General features: G+C 73.0%; 20 protein-coding genes. 10 read left to right on the top strand and 10 right to left on the bottom strand.

All coding sequences use genetic code 11. The features are described 5' to 3' along the window. Window positions 1-4: 4 nt before the first annotated feature. From AB0N84_RS13065 to AB0N84_RS13045, 5 genes are all read left to right on the top strand, one after another. On the top strand, window positions 5-280 hold the full coding sequence (locus AB0N84_RS13065; RefSeq protein WP_289459834.1) for a hypothetical protein: 276 nt from the start codon (window positions 5-7) through the stop codon (window positions 278-280). A 266-nt stretch (window positions 281-546) separates the two neighbouring features. Next, on the top strand, window positions 547-3,264 hold the full coding sequence (locus tag AB0N84_RS13060) for a hypothetical protein (protein ID WP_363546967.1): 2,718 nt from the start codon (window positions 547-549) through the stop codon (window positions 3,262-3,264). Window positions 3,265-3,299: 35 nt separating this feature from the next. Beyond that, window positions 3,300-3,797 (top strand): hypothetical protein, encoded by a 498-nt coding sequence (locus tag AB0N84_RS13055; protein WP_363546964.1) that lies wholly within the window; start codon window positions 3,300-3,302, stop codon window positions 3,795-3,797. Window positions 3,798-3,867: 70 nt separating this feature from the next. After that, window positions 3,868-4,428, top strand: coding sequence for an RNA polymerase sigma factor (locus AB0N84_RS13050; protein ID WP_069712936.1), 561 nt, complete (start codon window positions 3,868-3,870; stop codon window positions 4,426-4,428). Then, window positions 4,425-5,333: a hypothetical protein gene (locus tag AB0N84_RS13045; RefSeq protein ID WP_363546961.1), complete on the top strand. Its 909-nt coding sequence runs from the start codon at window positions 4,425-4,427 to the stop codon at window positions 5,331-5,333. The genes AB0N84_RS13050 and AB0N84_RS13045 overlap by 4 nt, the downstream gene beginning before the upstream one ends. A 229-nt stretch (window positions 5,334-5,562) precedes the next feature. Here the strand turns inward: AB0N84_RS13045 and AB0N84_RS13040 are convergent, their stop codons facing one another. The 6 genes from AB0N84_RS13040 to AB0N84_RS13015 all read right to left on the bottom strand — a co-directional run bounded on the left by AB0N84_RS13040 (window position 5,563) and on the right by AB0N84_RS13015 (window position 13,048). Beyond that, on the bottom strand, window positions 5,563-7,827 hold the full coding sequence (locus tag AB0N84_RS13040; protein WP_363547002.1) for an FdhF/YdeP family oxidoreductase: 2,265 nt from the start codon (window positions 7,825-7,827) through the stop codon (window positions 5,563-5,565). 38 nt (window positions 7,828-7,865) lie between these two features. Next, the gene (fdhD, locus tag AB0N84_RS13035) at window positions 7,866-8,741 is read right to left on the bottom strand and encodes a formate dehydrogenase accessory sulfurtransferase FdhD (RefSeq protein WP_363546958.1); all 876 of its coding nucleotides are present in this window, start codon (window positions 8,739-8,741) and stop codon (window positions 7,866-7,868) included. A gap of 73 nt (window positions 8,742-8,814) precedes the next feature. Beyond that, the gene (locus tag AB0N84_RS13030) at window positions 8,815-10,014 is read right to left on the bottom strand and encodes a molybdopterin molybdotransferase MoeA (protein WP_363546955.1); all 1,200 of its coding nucleotides are present in this window, start codon (window positions 10,012-10,014) and stop codon (window positions 8,815-8,817) included. After that, window positions 10,011-10,331 carry a DUF6457 domain-containing protein gene (locus AB0N84_RS13025; protein WP_363546952.1) on the bottom strand — a complete coding sequence of 107 codons (321 nt, stop codon included), beginning with the start codon at window positions 10,329-10,331 and terminating at the stop codon, window positions 10,011-10,013. Before AB0N84_RS13025 ends, AB0N84_RS13030 begins: the two co-directional genes overlap by 4 nt. Before the next feature lie 4 nt (window positions 10,332-10,335). Next, the gene (locus AB0N84_RS13020) at window positions 10,336-10,944 is read right to left on the bottom strand and encodes an NTP transferase domain-containing protein (RefSeq protein ID WP_259346110.1); all 609 of its coding nucleotides are present in this window, start codon (window positions 10,942-10,944) and stop codon (window positions 10,336-10,338) included. 55 nt (window positions 10,945-10,999) lie between these two features. Continuing rightward, a complete protein-coding gene (locus AB0N84_RS13015) occupies window positions 11,000-13,048 on the bottom strand; it encodes a glycosyltransferase family 39 protein (RefSeq protein ID WP_363546949.1) in 2,049 nt (682 codons plus the stop codon). 204 nt (window positions 13,049-13,252) lie between these two features. On the opposite strand from AB0N84_RS13015, the gene AB0N84_RS13010 reads away from it, so the two are divergent. Continuing rightward, window positions 13,253-14,524, top strand: coding sequence for an endo-1,4-beta-xylanase (locus AB0N84_RS13010; RefSeq protein WP_363546946.1), 1,272 nt, complete (start codon window positions 13,253-13,255; stop codon window positions 14,522-14,524). Window positions 14,525-14,744: 220 nt separating this feature from the next. Further along, window positions 14,745-16,610 carry an adenylyl cyclase gene (locus AB0N84_RS13005; protein WP_363546943.1) on the top strand — a complete coding sequence of 622 codons (1,866 nt, stop codon included), beginning with the start codon at window positions 14,745-14,747 and terminating at the stop codon, window positions 16,608-16,610. Between the two features lie 266 nt (window positions 16,611-16,876). Here AB0N84_RS13005 and AB0N84_RS13000 read toward each other — a convergent pair whose 3' ends face one another. Further along, complete coding sequence (locus tag AB0N84_RS13000) at window positions 16,877-18,571, bottom strand: hypothetical protein (protein WP_363546940.1); 1,695 nt, start codon at window positions 18,569-18,571, stop codon at window positions 16,877-16,879. A gap of 109 nt (window positions 18,572-18,680) precedes the next feature. Further along, entirely contained in the window at window positions 18,681-18,986 is a 306-nt protein-coding gene (locus tag AB0N84_RS12995) for an antibiotic biosynthesis monooxygenase (protein WP_289459819.1), read from the bottom strand. Window positions 18,987-19,199: 213 nt separating this feature from the next. On the opposite strand from AB0N84_RS12995, the gene AB0N84_RS12990 reads away from it, so the two are divergent. The 3 genes from AB0N84_RS12990 to AB0N84_RS12980 are packed head-to-tail and all read left to right on the top strand — an operon-like array spanning window position 19,200 to window position 22,560. Next, complete coding sequence (locus AB0N84_RS12990; RefSeq protein ID WP_289459817.1) at window positions 19,200-20,567, top strand: MFS transporter; 1,368 nt, start codon at window positions 19,200-19,202, stop codon at window positions 20,565-20,567. Beyond that, window positions 20,564-21,406, top strand: coding sequence for a sugar phosphate isomerase/epimerase (locus AB0N84_RS12985; RefSeq protein ID WP_363546936.1), 843 nt, complete (start codon window positions 20,564-20,566; stop codon window positions 21,404-21,406). Before AB0N84_RS12990 ends, AB0N84_RS12985 begins: the two co-directional genes overlap by 4 nt. Then, complete coding sequence (locus tag AB0N84_RS12980; RefSeq protein ID WP_363546934.1) at window positions 21,403-22,560, top strand: Gfo/Idh/MocA family oxidoreductase; 1,158 nt, start codon at window positions 21,403-21,405, stop codon at window positions 22,558-22,560. Before AB0N84_RS12985 ends, AB0N84_RS12980 begins: the two co-directional genes overlap by 4 nt. A gap of 95 nt (window positions 22,561-22,655) precedes the next feature. Here AB0N84_RS12980 and AB0N84_RS12975 read toward each other — a convergent pair whose 3' ends face one another. After that, window positions 22,656-23,150 (bottom strand): hypothetical protein, encoded by a 495-nt coding sequence (locus AB0N84_RS12975; RefSeq protein ID WP_363546931.1) that lies wholly within the window; start codon window positions 23,148-23,150, stop codon window positions 22,656-22,658. Between the two features lie 98 nt (window positions 23,151-23,248). Beyond that, window positions 23,249-24,607 carry an alpha/beta hydrolase gene (locus AB0N84_RS12970; protein WP_363546928.1) on the bottom strand — a complete coding sequence of 453 codons (1,359 nt, stop codon included), beginning with the start codon at window positions 24,605-24,607 and terminating at the stop codon, window positions 23,249-23,251. Window positions 24,608-24,642: the final 35 nt, after the last annotated feature.

Raw genomic sequence — 24,642 nt, 5'->3', positions numbered from 1 at the left:
CCGGATGCGCTCCCGCCTCCGCCGACAGACGCCCGCGCTCGTGCTGGCCGCCCTCGCCGTCTGCGCGGTCGTCGTCGCCGTGCTGGCCGAGCGGACCGCGTGGCCGCTCGCACCCGCGTTCCCGTGGGCGCACTCCGGCGACTTCGCGCTCGTCGCGACGCGCAGCCAGTTCGACGCGGCGCAGGCCGCCCGGGTGGTGGCCTGGTGCTCGGCGGCGCTCGCCGGGGTGCTCGTCCTGGCGTCCGTGGTCGCCGCCCTGGCGCGCCGCCGTCGGTCCTGACCGCAGGGCCGTCACGGCGACCCGGTGGCGGACGGGAGGCGCGGCGCCGGCCCGGCACCGCGCCTCCCGTCCGTCGCGTCGCCCCCTCTGTCAGGCCAGCTGGCCGGACGGCGGGCGCGCGTCATCCCGCAGGATGATCCGCGGGGTGCTCCGCGCCCCCTAGGTTTCGGACAGCGGGGGCGTGTCCCCGCGGCCGAGCCAGGGAAGGCACCGTGACCCGACACACGAAGCGATCGTCCGCGATCCGATCCGCCACTGTCCTCGCGGTGACCGCCGTCCTGACGTGCGTGCTCGCCGCGCCCGCCCATGCCGCCCCCGCGGTCGCGGCGGTGGTCGCCCCCGTGGCGGAGGGCGACGACTGGAGCGTGACCCCCTCCGCAGGCGGCTACGACGTCACGCTCAACCTCGACGCACCGCTGCCGATCCGGGCCGCGGCGCCCGTGCTCCTGGTCGACGGACACGACGTGGGCGTCGGCCGGACGAGCCTCGACCAACGACGGGTGACCGTGACCACCACCGACCCCGCGGTGGCCCGGGCCGACGACGTGTCGCTCGCGTGGACGAGCGACGTCGACCCGTCCGCGCCGTCGGGCACACCGAACGCCCCGCAGGCCGCGCCGTCCGGGACCCCTGCGCCGTCCGACGCTCCTGCGCCGAGCGACGCGGATCCCGCAGCGGCCGGCCCGTACACGGTGGCGCGCGCCGACTACGACCTCGGCGACCAGGTGGAGACCCTGCGCGGCTTCGGGGGCAACCGCAAAGGCGAGATGCGCGCCGCGGTGTTCCTGCCGGAGGACGCCCCGGGGAAGCGTCCGGTGGTCGTGTTCCTGCACGGCCGGCACGAGGCCTGCGTGGGCGGGACCCCGAGCAACGCCGGGTGGCCGTGCGGCCGTCGGCAGACCGAGATCCCGAGCTACCGCGGCTACGACGCCGCCGCGACCGCGCTGGCGAGCAACGGCTACGTCGTCGTCTCGGTCTCCGCGAACGCGATCAACGCGCTCGACGGCACGTACGCCGACGACGGCGGAGCTCTCGCCCGCGGGCAGCTCGTGCTCGACCACCTCGACCTGCTCCGCCGTGCGGACGCCGGCCACGAGCCGCGCCTGTCACCGCTGCTCGTCGGCAGGCTCGACCTCGGCGACGTCGGACTCATGGGGCACTCGCGCGGTGGCGACGGCGTCGTCCGCGCCGCCCTGCTCAACGAGCAGCGCGCGCAGCCGTTCGGCATCAGGGCCGTGATGCCCCTCGCGCCGACGGACTTCGGGCGGACGACCCTGCCCGACACGGACACCGCCGTCGTCCTGCCGTACTGCGACGGTGACGTGTCCGACCTGCAGGGCCAGCACTTCTTCGACGACTCCCGTACCGCGTTCGGGGACGACGTACTCCGTTCGTCGATCCTCGTGATGGGCGCGAACCACAACTTCTTCAACACCACGTGGACGCCGGGGAAGTACCCGCTGGCCTCGTCGGACGACTGGTGGGACGACACCGACCCGGTGTGCGGGACGTCGTCGTCGACCAGCACCCGTCTGTCCGCCGATGCGCAGTCCGCCGTCGGCACGAGCCTGGTCAGCGGGTTCTTCCGACTGACGCTCGGCGGCGAGCAGCAGTTCCTGCCGTACTTCGACGGCAGCGGACGGCAGCCGGCAGCACTCGGGTCGGCCGACCTCCGGGTCAGCGCGTCGCTGCCCGGCGCGAGCCGCCGCGACCTCGCGCTGTTCGCCGCCGCTGACCGGGCGGTCACGACGACCGGCCAGGTCACCGCGACGACGTGCGCCAGCGCCACGGACGTGCAGGCGAAGCCGGCACTGCCCGCCTGTGTCGCGTCGTCGTCGAACGCACCCGACTTCACGCCGGCCTGGCTCGCACCGGCCGTACCCGCCACCCCCTCGCTGCACGTCGTCCCGACCCGGACCCCGACCGGCGGCCAGGTGCACGTCGCGGTGCCCGCCGACCGCGGCGACCTGTCCGGGTTCTCGGCACTGTCCGTCCGGATCGCACCGGACGACGGATCGCGCACGAACGCCGACGTCACGCTGCGCGTGCGGGACGCCGCCGGGCACGTCGCGTCGCAGCGGCTCGCCGACGTCAGCCGTTCCGGGCAGCGGCTGCCCGGGTCACGGAACGCCCCGCGGAAGACCTTGCTCCAGCAGGCGCAGGTCCCGCTCACCGCCTTCACCGGCGTCGACCTGACCGCGGTGCGCGAGGTCACGGTCGACGTCCCCGCGGGCAACGGCGGCGTGTTGCTCAGCGACCTGTCGGTGCTCCCGGCGTCGTCCGTCGGGCACCCCGCCGTGGTCGACCGTCCGACGGTCCGGATCGCCGACCGCACCGTCGATGAGGGTTCCGGCCGGGGCACCGTCCGCGCCGCCGTCGTGCTCTCGCGCCCCGCGCAGCAGACCACGACCGCGTACTTCGACCTGTCCGAGGTGTACGACGAGCACCTCACCCCGACCATGCAGCCCGTGGTGTTCCGACCGGGGGAGGTCTGCAGGGCGGTGAGCGTGCCGCTGCTCGGCGACCGTCGCCCGTCCACCGCGCCGACGACCGGCTACCCGATGACCGTGAGCAACACCCAGGGCGGCGCCGTGCTCGGCGACGGGGTCGGCACGCTGACCGTCCGCGAGGACGACGGCGTCCGTGACGACCGTGGTCGCACCGTCGCCTCGGCCGTCCCCGTGGGCACGGCCGGTGACGCCTGCGCCGAGGCCACCGCGGCCCCGACCACCGTGGGGACGAGTGCAGCGACCGTGCAGCGCGGGAAGCGGGTGACCTTCAGCGCCTCGGGCTTCCGCGCCGGCGAGTCCGTGCTGTTCCGGGTCGACCAGGGCGTCGCCGGTCGTGTGACGTCGGACGGTCGTGGTCGGGTGTCCCTCGCCTGGACGGTCTCGGCGTCGACGGCGGTCGGGAAGCACGCGGTCTCCGTGTCGGGTGCGGGGTCGAAGCGCGTCGGGTCCGGTAGCTTCGCGGTGCAGAGGTGACCCGGGCCGTCCCCGGGACCGGCGGAGGGGGCAGCATGGACGACGTGTCGGAGCAGCGTGGAGCGGGGCGGCCGACGGTCGTGACCGTCGCGGTCGCGATCTGGTGGACGGTGCTCGCCGTGCGGGCCGTGCTCGTCGTCGTCGGGATCGTCCGGCTCGACCGCGAGGACCCCGCAATCCTGCCGGCCGGGCTGGTCGGCGCGGTGCTCGGGATCGGCTTCTGCGCGCTGCTCGCGTGGGGCGCGCTGCGCACGGCGCGTGGCTCCGGGACCGCCCGGTTCTGGCTCGCGCTGGTCAGCGCCTTCGCGGTGCTCAACCTGGTGATCGCCGTCTTCTTCGCGGAGCCCAGCTGGACGATGATCGAGCCGCTCGCCCTCGGCGTCGCCGCGGTCCTGACCTACCTGCCCTCGGCCCGCCCGTGGTTCCCGAAGGCCGAGCGTCGGCCGCGCCGGGTCGAACCGCGGACGATCGGGTGGGACCCGCAGACCGGGGAGCGGATCACGGAACAGCACGGGAGCGACGGCAGGGGCTGACCCGTCTGCCCGGTGACGGTCCGACACGCCGGACCGGGAACCCGTCGGCAGTCTGCGGACACCACCTGACATGAACCAGATCACGGGGGACCGGGCCGACTGGGCCCTGAGCCTCGCGGGCGACGGGCAGGCCTTCGGCAGGGTCTTCGACCGGCATGCCGCGAGGCTCCGGCGGCACGCGGTCGGCCTCGTTCCGACCTCGGCGGTCGCCGACGCGGACGACGTCGTCGCGATGACGTTCCTCGAGGCGTGGCGCCGCCGGGACACCGTCCGTTTCGTCGACGACTCCCTGCTGCCGTGGCTCCTCGTGACGGCGACGAACACGGCGCACAACGTCACCCGGTCGACTCGTCGGCACCGTGCCTTCCTCGGCCGGTTCCCCATGCCCGAACCGGCGCCGGACCCCGCAGAGCAGTTCTCCGACGGCGGCGCGGTCGCCGCGATGGGTCGGCTCTCGCTCGACGACCAGCGCGTCCTGACGCTCTGTGTGCTCGAGGGGCTCGGCGAACGCGAGGCAGCCGCCGTCCTCGGCGTGCGGCCCGGGACGGTGAAGTCCCGACTCCACCGGGCGAAGGCCCGGCTCCACCAGCGGTACACAGCCACAGCGGAACCCCTCGGAGGCGCACTGTGAACGACGACTTCTCCCCACGCCTGACCGCGATGCGCGATGCGCTCGTCGCCGAGGTCGACCGGACCGGCGCTGCCGGCACCACTCCGGTCCGGCGCCGACGCCCGACCCGGGCCACGGTGCTGGCCGTCCTCGCGGCGTTCGTGGTCGGTGGCGGGCTCACCGGCGGCTTGACCGCGGCCGCGCTCCCCGGAGCAGACCCGGACGCCGCCGTCGAGAGCCAGCTGGCGACATCCGCGCGCTACCAGGTGGAGGAGAGCAACCACGCGACGGTGCTCGGGACCCCGACCTTCCTCGTCACGCACGGCGACCGGACCATCACGCTGGATGACCGACCGCGCGGTGCCGACGCGATCACGGTGTCGTGGACGTGCCTGGACCGGGCGGACCTCAGGGTGGCGGTCGACGGGACGCGCGTGGATGTCGGCGACCCGTGCCTGCCCTCGACCGAGGACGTCGACCGCACGTCGTGGAGCATGACCCCCGTGGATGGCTCCGGCAACAGCACGGTCACGCTGTCGGGCTCCGGGCCGGCGCACTACGCCGTCTGGGTGTCGTGGGTGCAGCGGGCGACGATCGCCGAGCCGTCCCCGCAGCAGGCCGCCGAGACCGCCGACGGGGTCGTCACGCTGCAGGAGTACACGACGGCGTTCAACCGACTGCAGGCGTGCATGGCGCAGGCGGGGCACCCGATGGGTGAGGTCCCGCTCACGTACTCCGCTGACGGGCTCTGGAGCTCGACGCCGGGCGGCGACGGACCCTGGTACCAGTACGGCATCGCCTCGGAGAGCGTGGAGGCGTTCGATACCCAGTGCTACCCGCGGGAGTTCGACGACGTCGACACGATCTGGCAGGGCGAGCACCCGATGCCGTACGAGCCACCCGTGGATCCGGCGCTGCGCGACTGACCGGCCGGCACCGCAACGGACGGGAGGCGCGGTGCCAGCTGGCACCGCGCCTCCCGTCCGACGGTCAGACCGTCCGTCGCCCGTTGCGACATTGCACTCGTCGAACGACAGCTGTTCTGTCGCACCATGCTCGTGCATCGGATGCGTGCGCATGATGCGACAAGTCCGCTGTCGAACGACAGCGGTCATGTCGCAGGACGCGTGCCGGACGGGCCGGCCTGCCCGCGCCTCACACCCCCGCGGGCACCGCCACCCGCGTCAACCGCACCGGCACCGCCTTCGACACCGGCGTGTTGCTGCCCTTCGCCGCGCTGTCGAGCGGCACGAGCACGTTCGCCTCCGGGAAGTACGCGGCCGCGCAGCCCCGGGCGCTCGGGTACGCCACGACGCGGTAGTCCCGCAGCACCCGCTCGACGTCGTCGTCCCACACCGTCGCGACGTCGACCCGGTCGCCGTCCTGCAGCCCGAGCTCGGTGAGGTCGTCCGGGTTCACGAAGACGACGTGCCGCCCCTTCTTGATGCCCCGGTACCGGTCGTTCAGGCTGTAGATCGTGGTGTTGTACTGGTCGTGGGCGCGCAGCGTCTGCAGCAGCAGGGTGCCCTCGGGGCGCTCGACGTGCTCCAGCTCGTTGACGGTGATCATCGCCTTGCCGGTCTTCGTGGCGAAGGTCCGCGAGTCGCGGGGACCGTTCGGCAGGACGAAGCCCTCCTTGCTCGCGGCACGGCGGGAGTAGTCCTCGAAGCCGGGGACGACGTGGCTGATGTGGTCGCGGATGACGTCGTAGTCGTCACGCATGCCCTGCCAGTCGACGGCCACGCGGTCGCCGAGCGTGGCCTTCGCCAGCTCGCAGACGATCGCGACCTCGGACAGCAGGCCCGGGGCGACCGGCGGCACCTGGCCGTGGCTGCCGTGCACGGAGCAGACGGTGTCCTCGACGGAGACGAACTGCGGGCCCGCGGCCTGCACGTCGATCTCGGTGCGGCCCATCGTGGGCAGGATCAGGGCTTCGTCGCCGACCACGGCGTGCGAGCGGTTGAGCTTCGTCGACACCTGCACGGTCATCTCGGTGCCGCGGAACGCCGCCTCGGCGAGCTTCGAGTCCGAGATGGCGGCGACGAGGTTGCCGCCCATCCCCATCCAGAACTTGATCTCGCCGCGCTGCATCGCCTTGATGCCCTTGAGCGCATCGACCCCGTGCTCGCGCGGCGGCTCGAAGTGGAACTCCTTCGCCAGTGCGTCGAGGAACGAGTCGGGCATCTGCTCCCAGATGCCCATCGTGCGGTCGCCCTGCACGTTGCTGTGCCCGCGGATCGGCGAGGCGCCGGCGCCCGGACGGCCGATGTTCCCGCGGAGGAGCAGGAGGTTGATGATCTCCTTGATCGTGTCGACGGCCTTGGTGTGCTGCGTGATGCCCATCGCCCACGTGATGATCGTCCGCTCGGAGCGCATGTAGCGCTCGGCGAGCTCGTCGATCTCCTCGAGGGTGAGCCCGGTCGCGCGCACGACCTCGTCGTCGTCCACCTGCAGGACGTGCTCGACGAACGCCTCGTACCCGCTGGTGTGCTCGGCGATGAAGGCGTGGTCGACGACGGTGCCGGGGGCGGCGAGCTCGGCCTGCACGACGCGCTTCGACAGCGCCTGCAGCAGCGCCATGTCGCCGCCGAGCCGGATCTGCACGAACTGGTCGGCGATCTCGGTCCCGCGGCCGACGATGCCCCGGACCTTCTGCGGGTTCTTGTAGCGCTTCAGGCTCGACTCGGGCAGCGGGTTCACGGCGACGATCTCGGCGCCGTTCTCCTTGGCGTCCTCGAGCGCGGTGAGCATCCGGGGGTGGTTCGTGCCGGGGTTCTGGCCCATCACGATGATGAGCTCGGTCTCCTCGAAGTCGTCGTACGCGATGGTCGACTTGCCGATGCCGACGACCTCGGCCATCGCCAGGCTCGTCGACTCGTGGCACATGTTCGAGCAGTCGGGCAGGTTGTTCGTGCCGAAGGCCCGGACGAACAGCTGGTAGACGAAGGCCGCCTCGTTCGAGGTGCGCCCGGACGTGTAGAACGAGGCCTGGTCGGGGGAGTCGAGCCCGTTCAGCTTGTCGGCGATGATCCGGAACGCCCGCTCCCAGCTGACCGGCTCGTAGTGGTCCTTGCCCGCGGGCTTCCAGACCGGCTCGGTGATGCGGCCCTGCATGCCGAGCCAGTACTCGGTCTTGTCGGCGAGGTCGTCGACCGAGTGCTCCGCCCAGAACGACCGCGGCACGAGCACCGGGGTGGCCTCCCACACGACCGCCTTGGCGCCGTTCTCGCAGAACTCGGCGGTCTTGCGCTTGTCCGGGTCCGGCCAGGCGCAGCTCATGCAGTCGAACCCGCCCTTCTGGTTCAGGTTCAGCATGAGCTTGGCGGTGCGCGCGACGCCGAGCTGCTCGATCGCCGGGGTCATCGAGTGCAGGACACCGGGGACGCCGGCCGCCCACTCCTTCGGCTCGCCGACCGTCATCTCGGCGTCGGTCACGTCGTCCTTCGGAGGCTGTTCGGTCACGGTGCGCTCACTGTCTCTCGCTGGGGCTCTGCGGTGCGGGCGGGCTCGACGATCCGCTCCGGTCGGCTGTAGACGACCATGCTCTGGCCGCGCAGGAAGCCGACGATCGTGATGCCGACCTCCTTCGCCAGGTCGACGGCGAGCGACGACGGTGCGGACACCGCGGCGAGCACCGGGATCCCGGCCATCGACGCCTTCTGCGTCAGCTCGAAGCTCGCCCGCCCGGAGACCATGAGGACGGTGCCGCTGAGGGGCAGCCGTCCCTCCTTCACCGCCCAGCCCACGACCTTGTCGACGGCGTTGTGCCGCCCGACGTCCTCGCGGAGGACGAGCATGCGCCCGGTCCGGCCGTCGAACAGGGCCGCCGCGTGCAGGCCGCCGGTCTTCTCGAAGACGTCCTGGGCCTCGCGGAGCCGGTCCGGGAACGTCGCGAGGAGGCCCGGATCGAGCACGAGGTCGTCGTGCTGCACCGCGTGCTGCGAGGTGGTCCGGACGGCGTCGATGCTCGCCTTGCCGCACAGGCCGCAGGAGCTCGTCGTGTAGAAGGCCCGCTCGAGGCTCGGGTCCGGCGCGGGGACGCCCGCGGCCAGCGTCACGTCGAGCACGTTGTACGTGTTCAGGCCCTCGTCGGTCGCGCCGGCGCAGTACCGCGCGGCGGCGAAGTCGTCACCGCGGGCGATGACGCCCTCGGACACCAGGAACCCGGCGGCGAGGTCGATGTCGTTGCCCGGGGTCCGCATGGTGATCGCGAGCGAGTTGCCGCCGACGCGGATCTCGAGCGGTTCCTCGACCGCCAGCAGGTCGTCGCGCACGGAGCGCGACGTCGCGACCGTGATGCGGGTGACGCGCTTCCGCGCGGTGATCCGGCTCATGGTCCGGGTCTACCATCCACGTCCGACTGCCGCCAGGGCGGTGCGGATCTCGCCGTCCTGCCTGTCCCGGTCCTCAGGTCCACGGCAGTCGGACGGGAGGCACGGCATCGCCCGCCACGCGGCCCCCGGACCCGACGACCAGCAGACCGTCCGCGTCGGCCAGGCCGCGCAGCATCGCCGACGTCTGGTGGGACGCCGGCACGGCACCGTCGGGCGTCGCCCGGTACGCGAGCACCAGTCCTCCCGGACGGTCGTTCGGCACGTCGACCGCCAGTCGGACCGACCCGGTCGGCTCGAGCGGGCGTCCGAGCAGCCCCGCGACGAGCGGCCCGCCGAGCAGCACGAGGCCGACCATCGCGGCCATCGGGTTGCCGGGCAGGCAGAGGTACAGGGTGGCGCCCCGGCGGGCGAGGAGCATCGGGCGTCCGGGGCGCACGTCCACCCGGTCGACGAGGAGCTCGGCGCCGATGCGGTCGAGCGCACCGCGGACGTGGTCGGTCGACGACCCCGCCGTGCCGCCGGTGGTCACGACGAGGCGCTCGCGGGCGGTGTCCAGGACCCGGGCGGTGTGGTCGGCGTCGTCGGACACCCGCTCGGTGGCCACCGGCTCGGCGCCGAACGAGCGGAGCACCGCGGGCAGCGTGTGCGTGAAGACGTCGCGGACCTGCCCCGGGCGCGGCACGCCGCTGCCGACGATCTCGTCCCCGAGCACCGCCACCCGGGCGGTCGGGGCGGGCGCGACGAGCACGTCGTCGACGCCGGAGGCCGCGGCCAGTGCTGCGCGCGGCGGGGTGAGCACCGTGCCGCCGGCGAAGAGCACCTGCCCGAGCGCGACCTCCTCGCCCGCCGGTCGGACGTGGCGACGCGTCGAGGGCGTGTGCCGGACGAGGAACCCTGAGTGGTCGACCGCGGCGTCCTCGGAGCGGACCACGGCGTCGGTGCCCGGCGGCACGGGGGCCCCGGTCGTGATCGGCCGAGCGTGCCCGGGCGTCAGGCGTTCGTCCGACGGCACCGCACCGGCGACGATGGCCGCCCCGAGCACCCACGGGCCGTCACCGGCGACCGCCCAGCCGTCCATGGCGGCACCGTCGTGCCCGGGGACCGCGCCCGGTGCGAGCAGGTCGCCGACGAGCGTCCGTCCGAGCGCACCGGCCAGGTCGAGCCGCACCGGACCGGCACCGAGGTCCCGGACGGCGGTGTCCGCGGCGAGCCGACCGCCCTGCCGGTGGGCCTCGGCGCGGGCGTCGTCCCAGGGGAGCAGGACCGCCGTCACCGGGCGTCGGGCTCGGAGGACCCGGAGGGTTCGGGGGATGCGGAGGGCTCGGAGGATGCGGGGGCCTCGCCGCTGGCCAGGGCCAGGCGCGTGGCGGTCGCCGCGGCGTCGCTGACGTCGGCGCTCGACCCGCCCCGGAGGCCCGCGGCGTACCCGACCAGGAAGGTGGTGAGCGGGGCGGCCGGACGGGCGACCCCGTGCGCGGCGTCGCGGGCGAGGTCGAGCACGACGTCGCGGTCGAGCGTGAAGTCCTCGGGGAACCCGAGCGCCTCGGCGAGCTCGGCGGTCCATGCGGCGAGGACGTCGTCAGTGGTCATGCGGTCAGTCAAGCAGCCCCGACCCGTCGGTGACCCGCCTGGCATCGGCCGGTTCGTCCACGTCCGCACAGAGTCCGGCATCCAGCGGGACCTCGACGATCCTGAGGTCCGCGGTCAGCCGCCGGACCGCCGCACCGTCGGGGTCGCCGAGCGCCCGGACCGCCGCGTGCAGCGCGTCCGAGCGGTACAGGGCGAGCAGCGGTTGCCGGCGCCCGCCCTCGTCGACCGCGACGAGCCCGTCGGCGTCGTCACCCGCGTCGTCGGCCGCGCCGAGCAGCTGCGCGACGGCGGCCTCGGGGCGGACCAGGTCGCACGCGAGCACGAGCGTCCACGGTGCCGGGTCGGCGACGGCGGCGAGGCCCGCGGCGATCGCGGCGACCGGTCCGCCGAAGGGCGGGTCCTCGCGGGCGTGGACGACCCCGTCGGGGGCCGAGCGCCCGTCACGGAGCCCGACGAGCACGACCGTCGCTGCCCGTCCGGCCGCGGCGACCGCGTGGTCCGACAGTGTCAGGCCCCCCGAGACGAGCGCCGTCTTGTCGGCCCCACCCATGCGCGACGCCCGCCCGCCGGCGAGCAGGACGGCGTCGTGCGCCACGCTCACCGTCCCGGCCATGCCTGCACCCTAGCCACGGCGGCCCGCAACCGACGGCCCGAGCGGGACCACGGGGTCAGGAGCAGCGCTCCAGCGTGGAGGCCGACCCGCCCCTGCTCTGCCATGGCTGCGACTGCCCCAGGGCGGACCCCCACCGCTGCACCACCCGGCACCCGAGGTCCGTGGCGGCCTGGCGAACGGGGTCGGTCGGAGGCGTCCCGGCCGCGACGACCAGGAGGCGGGTGCGACCCGACCGCACGAGGGACTCGACCTGCGCCGTGGTGAACACCGGCACCTGCCCGGAGAACCCGCCGTCCGTCAGGACCTCGTCCCCGGTGGCACCGATGACGTCCGCGGCGAGCCGCCAGGAGTCGGTGAGGAAGAGCGGTGCGCCGTCCCGGCCGCCCCCGTCACGCCGTGCAGCGGCGACGAGCTCCCGGTCCTCGCCGGGCAGGGTCGTCTGTCCGCCCCACGGGTCCGGCGCGGAGACCGAGAAGCCGGTGGTGTCCGTGTGCCCCGGTCCGCGGCCGACCGGCGAGCGGCCGACCGGCGAGCGGCCGATGGCGAGCGCCCGTGTCGGGGCCCCACCGGAACGGGCGAACGCCCCTTGCGCGACCCCGACCGAGGCGTCCGACCCGCTGCCGTCCCGGGACGCGTCGAGCACCTGCAGCGAGAAGCACGCGGGCCCCAGCACCACGGCGGCGACGAGCAGGCCGGCGGCGGTCCTCCGGCTGCCGGCGACCCGCGTCGAGGGCGCACCCGCCGCCCGGCGCCACCGCACGAGGAGCGCGACGAGGGCGGCCACCGTGGCACCGACGGCGAGGACGGCGAGGAGCGTCGGCTCCGAGGACGCGCGCGCGAGCCACGCCCACCACGCGCCCTGGACGACGAGCAACGCGACGGGCACCAGCCGCAGCCGGCGGTCGGGTGCGTCGACGAGCCGGGCGGCGCTCCACCACCCGAGCGCCGCGAGGGCCGCGAGCTGGACGCCGATGCCGGCGACGTACGCGGTGTGCGGGAGGGTGAGGGCGGACAGCACCACGAACCCGGTGCCCAGCCACACGACCAGGGTGAGGAACGTGGCGGTGGGGACCCGGGCCTCCCGGACGGTGCGCCCCGGCCACCAGCGGACCGCACCCACGACGATGCCGGTGAGCGCCGCGGGCCACGACCAGCCGACCTGCGACGCGTAGCGCGGTGTGACGAGCTGCAGCAGGGAGTGACCGGGCCGGTGCCCGGCGACGGCACGCCACGCATCCGCGGCGTGGGCCGAGGCGTGCCCGAGCGCGCCGACCGCACCGGGCCACGCGCCGGGCAGGAACCGGTCGACGCCGTTGTAGCCGAACACCATCGCGAAGACGCTGTCGTCGGTCGACCCGTCGACGTACGGGTGGTCCGCCGTCGGCAGCAGCGCGACGACCACCGACCAGCCGAGGCTCGCGACGACCGTCGCGCCGACGAGCACCGCGACGTGCCCGACGGCGCGGCGCCGGCGCGGCCCGGGACCGGTGGTGGCGAGGACCGTGCCGAGCACCAGCGCGGGCAGCACCATCCACGCCTGCAGCATCTTCGCCTGGAAGCCGACGCCGACGGCCAGTCCCGCCAGGAGCAGCGGCCACCACGTCCGGGTGAGCGCGGCCCGCTGCCACCAGACCAGGGCGACGGCCAGGGCCGCCGTGAGCAGGCCGTCCTCCATCGGGTGCCCGAACATCGACACGAAGATCGGGGTCCCGGCGGCCAGGGCGGCCGCGACCAGGCCGGCACGGGCGCCGAGCCACCGGAGCACGACGACCGAGACCGCGAGGGTGGTGACGGCCCCCTCGACGACCTGCGGCAGCGCGAGCGAGGCCGTGGACATGCCGAACAGGTGGATGCTGATCGCCTGGGGGACCGCGAAGCCCGCGAGCTTGTCGAGCGTGACGGTCGCGCCCGGGTCGAACGAGCCGGACATCAACGCGGGCAGGGACTCCGACATCGACCGCGCAGCGGCCGCGTAGAAGGACAGGTCGCCGCCGCGCCCGAGGTTCCAGCTCGAGAGCACCGCGCCGAGCACCACGATCGCGGCGAGCGTGGCACGCTCCCCGCGGGTCTGCCGCCACCAGCGGGCGGGGTCGTTCGTCGTCATGCGGCGAGCGTCCCGCCGGAGTCGATGGAGGAGCCGTGCACGGGGAGGCCCGGTACCGCGGGTTCGTTCAGGTGCGGTACCGGGTGCTGGTGCGGGTCGCGGTCGCCGGACGATCTGCACTCGGGGCTGGGCAACCGGCCGAGCACCCGCTATGTTCGGCCGCACAACAAATCCTGGACAGACGATGACGTCGTAAGGAGCACCATGACCGGAGCGACCACGAGCACGGGCGGGTCCCCGCAGCAGGCCGTCGCACACCGCACGGGCGAGACGGTCCTGACCGTCGTCGACCACCACGGGACGCCGCTGGCGGACACCGAGGTCACCGTCGAGCAGACCCGCCACGACTTCGGTTTCGGCAACATCGGCTTCGACTTCCTCGAGCTGGCGAACGGTGAACTGACCGGGAGCGCGGCCGCCGCCGCCGAGCACCTCGCCGACCTGTACACCGACGTCTTCACCACCGCGACGCTGCCGTTCTACTGGGGTCGCTTCGAGCCCGAGCGCGGCCGACCCGACACCGCCCGGCTCCGGCGCACCGCCGAGTGGTTCCGCGACCGCGGTGTCGCGCTCAAGGGGCACCCGCTCGTCTGGCACACCGTGCAGCCGGACTGGCTGCTCGGTCTGCCCCTCGACGAGGTCGAGCGGCTGCAGCGCGAGCGCATCCGCCGCGAGGTCGGCGAGTTCGCGGGGCTCGTCGACACCTGGGACGCCATCAACGAGGTCGTCATCATGCCGGTGTTCGACAACGGCGACAACGCGATCACCCCGCTCGCCCGGGCGAAGGGGCGCATCCCGACGATCCGGATGGCCTTCGAGGAGGCGCGCGCGACCAACCCGCACGCGACCCTGCTGCTCAACGACTTCGACCTGTCGAGCGCGTACGAGTGCCTGATCGAGGGCGTGCTCGAGGCCGGCGTGCAGATCGACGCCATCGGGCTGCAGACCCACATGCACCAGGGGTACTGGGGCGAGGAGACGATGCTCGCGATGGTCGACCGGTTCGCCCGCTACGGGTTGCCGCTGCACCTGACCGAGACGTCGCTCGTGTCGGGTGACCTCATGCCCGCGCACATCGTGGACCTCAACGACCACCAGGTCCCCTCGTGGCCGTCGACGCCCGAGGGTGAGGCCCGGCAGGCCGACGAGGTCGAGCGGCACTACCGGAGCCTGGTCGGGCACCCGGCGGTCGAGTCGGTCACGTACTGGGGGATCACCGACGCGGGCGCGTGGCTCGGGGCACCGATCGGCCTGGTGCGCGCGGACGGGTCGCCGAAGCCGTCCTACGAGGCGCTGCGGCGGTTGGTGAAGGACGAGTGGTGGACGGCGCCGACCGTGCTGCGCACGGACGAGCGGGGCCGGGTGTCGGTGCGGGGGTTCCGGGGGGAGTACCGGGCGGACGTGCGTGGTGCGTCGACGGCGTTCGCCGTCGGTCGTGCACCGGGGCAGCAGGAACTGGTCGCGCCCGCCGGGTGAGCGGACGGCGGACGGGAGGCGCGGGGCGGGGCCGCCACGCGCCTCCCGTCCGTCGGGTACCGGGTCCTGACTGCGCGATACGTACCGGACCGGTCGTACCGGGCCGCCGCCGCGCTACGCTGCTGCCACCCACCACCGGCGGCCGTCGACGAGCGCCCCGAGGACAGCGACGTCCTCCCTCCGCGCGAGCGGCCACGTGTCTGCAAGGAAGCAGGTCAGCGTGTCCTCATCCATCAACTCGTCAGCCGGGAGGACCCGCACGGCGGGTCGCGCGCTCGGCATCGTCGCGGTCGTCGGCGCCGCGGCACTCGGCGTCGTCGGCCCGGCGCAGCTCGCCGTCGCGGCACCGCTCATGCCGCCGCCCACCGACCTCGGTCCGAACGTCCTCGTCTTCTCGCCCGACATGCCCCAGGCCGACATCCAGGCGAAGGTCGACGCCGTCCACGACCGGCAGGTCGACGACGAGATGGGCACCGGCCGGTACGCGCTGCTGTTCCGGCCCGGCGTCTACGGTTCGGCGTCCGACCCGCTCGACGTCCGCGTCGGGTACAACACCGAGGTCGACGGCCTCGGGCAGGACCCATCTGGTGTCACGATCAACGGCGGCGTCACCGCGACGGGTCGCAACGGCAGCGGCTCGCTCGACACCTTCTGGCGGTCGGTGTCGAACCTCACGATCAAGGTCGTGCCGACCGCGGACGCCTGCCACACCGGCAACGAGATGTGGGCGGTGTCCCAGGCCGCGCCGATGCGGCGGGTGGACGTGAAGGACTACACGACGTTCATGCCGTACTGCGAGAGCCCGAACTACGCCAGCGGGGGCTTCGTCGCCGACTCCCGGCTCGAGGGCGGGGCGCTCAACGGGTCCCAGCAGCAGTTCTACGTCCGCAACACGGACCTGGGTGCCGGCTGGTCGAACGGCGTCTGGAACCAGGTGTTCTCCGGCGACCTGAACGCCCCGGCGCAGTCGTTCCCGGTGCCGCCGTACACGACGCTCACCGCGACCCCGGTCTCCCGCGAGAAGCCGTACCTGTACGTCGATGCCGCGGGTGCCTACCGGGTCTTCGTCCCGAGTGCGCGGACGAACTCGGTCGGCACGAGTTGGGCGGACGGGCACACGGCCGGTACCTCGCTGCCGATGAGCAGCTTCTTCGTGGCACACCCGGGTGACCCGATCGCGCGGATCAACTCCGCGCTCGCGCAGGGGAAGAACCTGCTGATGACCCCCGGTGTGTACGACGTCGCGCAGAGCATCGCGATCAAGCGGGCCGACACCGTGGTGCTCGGACTCGGCCTGGCGACCCTCACGGCGCAGAACGGCGCCGTACCGATGACGGTCGCCGACGTGCGTGGGGTCGACATCGCCGGCCTCACCTTCGACGCCGGGACCGTGGACTCGCCGACCCTGCTGCGCATCGGAAGCGGCCACGACAAGGGCGGTCCGCACGTCGCCAGTGCCGCCGACCCGACCGCGCTGCAGGACGTCTTCTTCCGTATCGGCGGCCCGCACGTCGGCAAGGCGACGACGAGCCTCGAGGTGAACTCGGACCACACGATCCTCGACGACGTCTGGGCCTGGCGCGCCGACCACGGGGTCCCCGGATCCGTCGGATGGACCGTGAACACCGCCGACACGGGAGTCGTCGTGAACGGCGACGACGTCACCGCAACCGGGCTGTTCGTCGAGCACTACCAGAGGTACAACGTGGTGTGGAACGGCGAGCGCGGACGGACCGTGTTCTTCCAGAACGAGCTACCGTACGACGCACCCGACCAGGCTGCGTGGCGCCACGGGAAGGTCGACGGCTGGGCCGCGTACAAGGTGGCGGACTCGGTCAGGACCCACGAAGCGTGGGGCCTCGGCAGCTACATCTACACGAACGTCGACCCGAGCCTCCACGCGACGCAGTCGTTCGAGGTGCCGGACCGACCGGGTGTCGTCATGCACGACCTGACGACGGTCGCCCTCAACACGAACGCGGGGACGATCGACCACGTGATCAACGGCGAGGGGACCGCCGCGACCGGGGCGGTGTCGGGACAGCCGCAGACCGTGACGACCTACACGAACGGAGTGGCGCAGTAGCCGGCGGCCGACGGGCCTGACACGACGGCCCCCGGGAACTCCTCGGGGGTCGTCGCTCGTGTCGACGCCCGCCGGCGGTCCGGCCCGGGCGGACGGACCGGCGGTCGATCACTCGAAAGCGCACACGACCGCCCCGGAACGGCCACGCGAGGTGCAGGGTCGGTACCGGAGCATCCGCCCCGTCACGAACCCGAGCCGTGGCGGGGTCGACGCGCTCGCAGTCGGGAGGCGCGTGGCGGGCCCGCCACGCGCCTCCCGTCCGTCCGTCAGGGGCAGCCGGTCTCGTGGGTCTCGTAGACGACGAACTGCCGCTGCCCGGCGACGAGCCAGGTCGCGTACGGCACGTGTTCGCGCACGGTCCAGCGGTTGCCCGGGCGGTACCGCTGCATCTGTCGCGGTGTCGCGTCGGTCACGACGACGCAGGCCGGGGTGTCGGAGAACTTGGCCTCGAAGCCCCAGCCCGGCTCGAAGGCGTTGCGGTTGACGACGCCACCGGCCGCGTGCATCCCGACCCACTCGAAGCCGGCGTCCACCCGCGACGCCGGGAACCCGGCTGCGACCGCGCGCTCCCCGGCTCGCCAGCGGGCGATGTCGTAGGAGAACGCGTTCAGGGTGATGCCGGCGGACAGGGTCCCGACGACCACGGTCAGGCAGGCCGCGGTCAGCGTCGTCAGCGCGCGGGGGAGCCGTCGCGGGAGCCGTCGGGGTGACCGGACCGCGCGGTCCCCGGCCTCGGCACGGCGTCGCGCGCCGGGGAGGAGGCAGCCGGCGAGGACGAAGGGCAGCACCGCGATCAGGTACCGGCCGTAGGACTGCTGGGGGGTGGCGAAGACGAGGAGCGTCCCGACGACGGCGAACACGGTGTACGACGTCAGGACCGGCAGGCGGAGGGGGGTCCGGGTGCGCTCGGCCCAGCACGCGGCGAGCAGTGCGCCCGCGACGATGGACACGACGGCCACGACCTGCCAGACCTCGGGCGCGAACACGACGCGACCGGGCGGCACCGCGTCGGCGTACGCCCCACCGCTGGACAGGTAGTTCGGCAGGAAGAAGCGCCCGGCGCCGTTCCGGTGCAGGGACCACAGGCCGACGCCGACGACGACGACGATCGCGGTCGCGCCCCGCCAGCGCCACTGCCAGGGACGAGCGAACAGGAGTGCGGCCGGCGCGCCCACGAGGGCGAGCTCGAAGTACCCGCGGGCGGCCTGCGAGGCGGTCTCGACCAGTGCGTGCCGCCGCAGGCCGAACTCGGCCGGATCGCTGTTCGGCAGGTGGCTGAACCAGACCAGGTAGAGGGCGAACACGGCCGTCAGGCCCACCGCGACGCCCAGGACGAGGACGGGCCGCGTTCGCACCACGCGTCGGGGAGCGCTCCGTCTGGTCGCGAGGAGGAACGCGAGGGCGACGGCCGCCGGTGCTGCGATCGCCTGCAGGCGCACGGTGCACCCCCACAGGCCGATCAGCATCGCGACGACGAACAGCCAGGGCGAGTCGCGTTCGAGTGCCCGCGTGCCGACGAGCACCGTGACGCCGGCGAGCGCGAGGGCGGGGATGTCGCCCATGAACGACGTGCTGAGCAGGGCGTACCCGGGCCAGAGCGCGACGACGATCGTCGCGACCCCGGCACGGGCCGCACCGAGACGAGGGAGCAGGAGCTCGTGCACGCTCGTCAGGAAGACGAGCGAGCAGACCGCGATGAACAGCTGCTGCGCGACGATCGACCGGGCGAGGGGTCCGAGCGGCACGACCTGGCCGAGGAGGGTCGATCGGTTCCAGCCGACGAGCTCGACGCGACCGGTCCTGCCGAAGGTCTCGGCGATCCGGCTGTACGCCCAGCCGTCGTTGTGGGGGATCGCGAGGTTGCCGCTCAGCGCAGCGACCGTCACCGGCAGGAGCACGCCGATCAGGACCGCGAGTCCGAGCAGGGGTCGGTCGGCGGTCCATCGAGCCGCTCGGCGCACGGTGGGTCTCCCAGGTCTCTCGGTCGCTCGATCGCTCGGCGAGGGGCGCAGGCAGGCCCCCGACGACGGTACCCGTTCCCGGGCGGTGCGACGGACCCGTGGGCGCGCGTCAGTCGAGGTCGAGCGTGCGGCCGAACGTCCGGGTGACGGGCGGGCCGGCGAGCACCGCGGCGAGGGCGTTCGCCGCGCCCTCGGGGGTCGCACGCCAGGCGACGTACGCGTCGTGGTCGCCGGCCGTCGTCCACCGCTCGAGCACCACGGCACGGTGCTGGTCGGCGTCGTCGACCAGCACCTCGAGCGACTCGTTGCCGGGGAAGCCTGCCGTCTGGGCGAGGGTCTCGCGGACCGCCGCGTCGATGGCGTCCTGGTCGACGTCGTCGCGGAACTGGACCTCGAGGAAGACCGTCTGGGTCACGGGTGCACCTTTCGTCTGCGGCGGCCGCACCTCGGCCACCCGTCGAGCCAACCGCCGGGCACCCGTCCGTGTTCCGAGCCGGTCCCGCCGCCCTCGTCCGAGACCGGTGTGACAAAAAGCTTCCGGAGGAAGGTTTTGCGTGCTACCGTCCTCTTCACCTAGCACCGCTAGGTATTCAGAGGGCCCCCGCCCCCGATGACTCGAGGAGGAGTCATGTCGACACCGACGTCGAAGGAAGAACCGCAGTCCGGTCTCGCCGGTACCGCGAACCCGCCGGTCACCGCCGCCGCCGGAGCGACGAGCTCCGACCCCGCCGCCGCATCGCGTGCGTTCTCGGTCGAGGGCCTCACCCAGTCGGTCAGCACCATGCGCGTCGGTGCCGGCTACCTGTGGGCGCTCAGCCTCGCCCAGTTCGGCCTGTTCGCCGCACTGCTCACCCCGGTCTTCGTGAGCATGTCGATCAAGGCGACGCAGCTCAACCCGGACAGCCCCGAGACGATCGTCGGCTCGGTCCTGCCGTTCGGTGCCCTCGGCGCACTGCTCGCGAACCCCCTCGCCGGAGCGCTCTCCGACCGCACCCGCACCCGCTGGGGCCGCCGCCGGCCCTGGATGGTCGCCGGTGTCGTCGTCTTCGTCGTCGCCCTCGCCTGGCTGGCGTTCTCGCCGGACGTGCTGCAGCTCACGCTCGCGTGGGTCCTCGCCCAGGTCGCCGCGAACGCGGTCCTCGCGACGCTGACGGCGAGCTTCGCCGACAACGTGCCCGAGTTCCAGCGCGGCAAGGCGTCGAGCGTCATCGCCCTCGCGCAGAACACCGCCATCCTCGCCGGCCTCTACCTGGCCGTGTACCTGGTCGGGAACCTGCCGGTCCTCTTCATCGCCCCGGGCGTCCTGGCGATCGTCGTGATCCTGGTCTACGCGTTCGTCGCCCGCGACGACCTGCCGTCGACCACGAAGCCCTTCAGCTGGTTCACCCTGATCGCCTCGTTCTGGACGAACCCGATCAAGAACCCCGACTTCGGGCTCGCCTGGTGGGGCCGCTTCCTCATCACCTTCGGCACGTTCATGTTCACGACGTACCGACTCCTCTACATGCAGGAGCACCTGGGCATCGAGAGCCTGCAGGAGGCCACGGCGACCGTCGCGTTCGGTGTGCTCCTGTACACGGTCGCCCTGCTCGTCAGCGCCGCAGTCTCCGGCTGGGTCTCGGACCGCGTGCGCCGCCGCAAGGTGTTCGTCTGGGGCTCGACGGCCCTCACCGCGGTCGGCCTCGTGATCCTCGCCCACATCGACACCGTCGGCGGGTTCTACTTCGCCGAGATCGTCCTCGGGTTCGCCTACGGCATCTACGCCGCCATCGACACCGCGCTCGTCGTCGACGTGCTGCCCGACCCGGAGCGTCCCGGCAAGGACCTCGGCGTCATCAACATCGCCAACGCCCTGCCGCAGTCGCTCGCCCCGGCGGTCGGCCTGTTCCTGCTCGGCATCGGCGGCGGCCAGAACTACACCCTCATGCTCTGGGGTGCCGGCGTCGCCGTGCTCCTCGGTGCGCTCGTCATCCTCCCGATCAAGAAGGTCCGGTGACCCCCGTGCGCCCCACCGTCTCCCTGCAGCTCTACACGGTCAACGCCGCGCTGGAGCCCGACCTCGACGCCGGCGTCGCCCGGCTCGCCGCGATCGGCTTCGACACCGTCGAGGCGTTCGCCTTCGTCGACCGGGCCCCGCAGCTGAAGCAGGCCTTCGACGCGCACGGCATCAGCGCGAAGACCGGTCACGCCTTCCTGGTCGAGGAGTCCGTCCCGCTGCCGGACGGCACCTCGATGACCGCGCCGTCGCACGCCGACACCTTCGCCGCGGCGCAGGTACTCGGCATCGAGATCGTCATCGACCCGTTCGTCGGACCCGCCGCCTGGACCACCCGCGAGGGCGTCGAACGTGTCGCCGCTCGCCTGAACGCCGCTGCGGAGGAAGCCGCCGCCCACGGCATGCGCGTCGGCTACCACAACCACGACCACGAGCTCCGCCCGCACATCGACGGCAAGCCCGCGCTGCAGGTGCTCGCCGAGCTGCTCGACCCCCGCGTCGTGCTCGAGCTCGACCTGTACTGGGCGACCGCCGCCGGCATCGACGTGGTCGCGTTCGTCCAGGAGCTCGGGGACCGCATCGTCGCCGTGCACGTCAAGGACGGGCCGATGCGCGACGGGATCTCCACCGCACAGGTGCCGACCGACCAGACCCCGGCCGGCCAGGGTGACGTCCGCCTGGCCGACGCGCTCGCCGCGGCCCCGGCCCTCGAGTACGCCGTCATCGAGTTCGACGGCTTCGACGGCGACGTCTTCGACGGTGTCGAGCAGTCCTACCGGTGGCTGCGCGCCACCCTCGCCGGATCCGACGAGACGGCCGCGACCGAGGTGTCCGCATGACCCGCACCGGCCGCGTCGGCGTCGGCTTCATCGGCGCCGGCATGATCAGCGAGCAGTACCTGACCAACCTCACCACGTTCCCCGACGTCGAGGTCGTCCGGATCGGCGACATCGACACGGAGCGTGCCGCAGCATCGGCCGCGAAGTGGGGCGTCGCGGCCTCCGGCACCGGTGACGAGGTCCTCGCCGACCCCGACGTCGAGATCGTCGTCAACCTGACGTTGCCCGCCACCCACGTCGAGGTCTCGACGGCCGCACTCCGTGCCGGCAAGCACGTGTGGAGCGAGAAGCCGATCGGTGTCGACCGTGCCAGTGCGGCCGGCCTGGTGGCGCTCGCCGACGAACTCGGCCTCAAGCTCGGAATCGCGCCCGACACGGTGCTCGGCACCGGCTGGCAGACCGCCAAGCGCGCGATCGAGGCAGGCGCGATCGGCACGCCCCTGACCGCCGTCACGAGCTTCCAGTGGCAGGGGCCCGACGTGTTCCACCCGAACGCGTCCTTCCTCTACGCCAAGGGTGCCGGGCCGCTGTTCGACATGGGCCCGTACTACTTCACGGCGCTCGTGCACCTGCTCGGCCCCGTCGAGTCGGTGGTCGCGACGGGCACGAGGTCCCGCGACACCCGCCAGCTCGTGGTCGGCCCGAACGCCGGTCAGGAGTTCCCGGTCGAGGTGCCCACGCACCTCTCCGTCCTGACGTCCTTCGAGCAGGGCGGCAACGCCCAGTCGCTGCTGTCGTTCGACACCCCGCTGTTCCGGCACGGCGTCTTCGAGGTGAACGGCACCGAGGGCACCATCGTGCTCCCGGACCCGAACACCTTCGGCGGCGGGCACCCGATCCGGATCGCTCGACCGCTGGGTGCGGACGTGTCGTTCCCGTTCGAGCAGGAGTGGGAGACGCTGTCCGACGAGGAGCCCACGGTCGGCCGCGGGCTCGGCATCCTCGACATGGCGCGGGCCATCCGCGGGGGCGGCTCGCACATCGCCACGGGCGAGGTCGGCTACCACGTGCTCGACACGATGGTCGCGGTCGAGGAGTCGGTCGAGCGCCGGGCGTTCGTGCCCGTCGAGTCGACGGTCGCGCCGATCGCGTCGCTGCCCGAGGACTTCGACCCGCTCGCGGCGACCCTGGAGGGTGCGTCCGCCGCGGTGTAGGTGACCGGGCGACGGACGGGAGGCTCGGTGCCGGCTGGCACCGGGTCTCCCGTCCGTCGTGTGGCCGGTCCCGCGCGTCCCTGCCGGGAGTCCGGTCAGGAGCCGGCGCCGGCCGAGGGCGTCGAGGCCGGGGTCGCCCCGGGGACGTCCGGCGGTGTGTTCGTGTGGCGCTCCGCGTACTTCTCGGTGTTGAGCGCGGTGATGTCGCCCGGCGTGCACGGCGTCTGCAGTTGCAGCGTCGACCCGTGCTCGGTGGTCCCGAACTCGACGAAGAACCCGTCGTCGAGCGACCGCGTTGCTGGGTAGCGCAGGCGCTGGCCCGGCGCGTCGCCGGTGATGGCGGCACGCACGGGCTGCCATCCGAGCGCTGTCCAGCGACGTTCCAGGTCGTCGAGCACCCTGGTCCGCTCCGCCCCGGTCGTCGCCGGGCCGTAGCGATTGATCACCCACTGCACCCCACGAGTCCCGCATGCACGCGCAGCTGTGTCCGACGCGAGCCACCCCGACCCGACGACGTCCTGCGACGATTCGACCTCGGCGTTCATCGTCCGCCAGACCTTCTTTGCGGCGTCCTGATCAGTTCCAGACACGGCGGGCTCCTTCGGTACGGGGGCGGACGAACAGGCTGTCAGTGCGACGATCCCGGCGCACACGGCGACGGCGGGCAGGATCGTGGCTCCACGGAGATTCACGGAAGCTTCTTCCCGTCCGGGGTGTACCCGAGACTCGTGTAGGCAGTGTTGCGGATGGAGGACGTCTCGGCGTCGAGGTAACCACGCTCGGTGACGGGGTTGCCCGCCAGAGCAGCCTCGGTCGCAGGCGTCGCGCCGTGCCCGTCCGAGCCTGGCAGATCATCGCCGTCGACGCGCTCGTCGTTGGACGAGAACGTCCGGGCTCCCCAGGCGTCCGAACCGGGGTTGAGCGGGTGCGTGCTCGGAAGGGGCAGCACCAGGGTCCTGTTCGAGGCGAAGGGGTTCGCCTCGCTGATCGGTTGGTCGCCGCCGAAGCCGGGTTTCGGCACTTCGATGGCCCCACGGCCGACATTCGCCGTGAAGTCCGACTTCGCCTGCGATGCCCAGACATGCCCTTCGGGCACCGACACAGCACCGACGTTTGGAACGCGCGGGTCCACACCCGCCGACGCGAGCAGGACGAGGTTGTCGACCGGAGTGTGTGCCGCGGCCAACGTCGCGGTGGTCGTGCCGTACGAGTGCGCTACGACCGAGAGGTGCTCGCCGTGGGGCCATCCGCGTGCGGCGGCCACTCCGTCGAGGAAGTCGCCGAGGTGGCGTGCGCCGGCTTCGGCCTTGGTGGAGCGCAGTACTTCGGTCGACAAGGGCATGGCAGGCGCCTCGTAACCGAGCCATGCGACCGTCGCGACATCGCGGCTCGCACCCGTCTGCTGCGCGACTTTGCGTTGCTCGTTGTAGAGGTTCTCCGCTCCGCCCGTCCAGGCCTCCATGCTGCCCGCGACCGAGCTTCCCATCCCGGGGACGTCGACGGTGACGTTGGTCGCCGTGTCCATGTTCCCCACGGCCACCGCAGCGAGTGGCGGATGCCCTAGGGTCAGCGCGATGATCGTGCGCGGCGCTGCAGCCGTGGACGCGAGGAGGGTTCGCTTCAGTGCTTCGAGCGCCCCGACCCGCTCGGCGAGCGCCGCGTACTCCTGCCTTTCCGCGACCGAGAGCGGTTCTGCTCTCGCGACTCGAGCCGACAGTTCCTCGTACCTCGCACGTGCCCTGGGAAGCTCGACCTCGAGCGTGTGCCGGTTCGCTAGACCACGGTCGGCGTAGAGCACGCCGTTCAGGTTGCCGACCACCGCCGACAGCCCGGTGATCAGCGCCGTACGCTCGTCGGCGCTGAGCGCGTTCCACCACCCCTTCACCGTCTCTGCGTCGGGCGGAGCGTCGAGCAGGCGTCTTGCTCGGTCCGGGTGCTCGGCAGCCCACTGCTCGAGTGCCTGCGGCCCCCGAGCCGCGAGCTCCTTGAGCAACGGCAGCCGGAGAGCGTCACCGAAGTTCCGTGCGACGCGGCCGAAGTCGGTCATCACTAGTGGTGGCGCGATCATCCCGCCCCCGAGCC

Source organism: Curtobacterium sp. NPDC089185 (assembly GCF_040685235.1).
Classification (GTDB): Bacteria; Actinomycetota; Actinomycetes; order Actinomycetales; family Microbacteriaceae; genus Curtobacterium; species Curtobacterium citri.
The sequence above is the reverse complement of the archived record's forward strand: the minus strand, read 5'-3'. Positions and strand labels throughout refer to the sequence as shown.

What these genes read in the sequence shown, in the direction of transcription:
- AB0N84_RS12990 (WP_289459817.1), top strand. Translation starts at nt 19,200, where the DNA reads ATGTCGACACCGACGTCGAAGGAAGAACCGCAGTCCGGTCTCGCCGGT.
- AB0N84_RS13025 (WP_363546952.1), bottom strand. Translation starts at nt 10,331, where the DNA reads ATGACCACTGACGACGTCCTCGCCGCATGGACCGCCGAGCTCGCCGAG.
- AB0N84_RS12980 (WP_363546934.1), top strand. Translation starts at nt 21,403, where the DNA reads ATGACCCGCACCGGCCGCGTCGGCGTCGGCTTCATCGGCGCCGGCATG.
- AB0N84_RS13015 (WP_363546949.1), bottom strand. Translation starts at nt 13,048, where the DNA reads ATGACGACGAACGACCCCGCCCGCTGGTGGCGGCAGACCCGCGGGGAG.
- AB0N84_RS13010 (WP_363546946.1), top strand. Translation starts at nt 13,253, where the DNA reads ATGACCGGAGCGACCACGAGCACGGGCGGGTCCCCGCAGCAGGCCGTC.
- AB0N84_RS13020 (WP_259346110.1), bottom strand. Translation starts at nt 10,944, where the DNA reads ATGGCCGGGACGGTGAGCGTGGCGCACGACGCCGTCCTGCTCGCCGGC.
- AB0N84_RS13065 (WP_289459834.1), top strand. Translation starts at nt 5, where the DNA reads ATGCGCTCCCGCCTCCGCCGACAGACGCCCGCGCTCGTGCTGGCCGCC.
- AB0N84_RS13040 (WP_363547002.1), bottom strand. Translation starts at nt 7,827, where the DNA reads ATGACGGTCGGCGAGCCGAAGGAGTGGGCGGCCGGCGTCCCCGGTGTC.
- AB0N84_RS13055 (WP_363546964.1), top strand. Translation starts at nt 3,300, where the DNA reads ATGGACGACGTGTCGGAGCAGCGTGGAGCGGGGCGGCCGACGGTCGTG.
- fdhD (WP_363546958.1), bottom strand. Translation starts at nt 8,741, where the DNA reads ATGAGCCGGATCACCGCGCGGAAGCGCGTCACCCGCATCACGGTCGCG.
- AB0N84_RS13050 (WP_069712936.1), top strand. Translation starts at nt 3,868, where the DNA reads ATGAACCAGATCACGGGGGACCGGGCCGACTGGGCCCTGAGCCTCGCG.
- AB0N84_RS12970 (WP_363546928.1), bottom strand. Translation starts at nt 24,607, where the DNA reads ATGACCGACTTCGGCCGCGTCGCACGGAACTTCGGTGACGCTCTCCGG.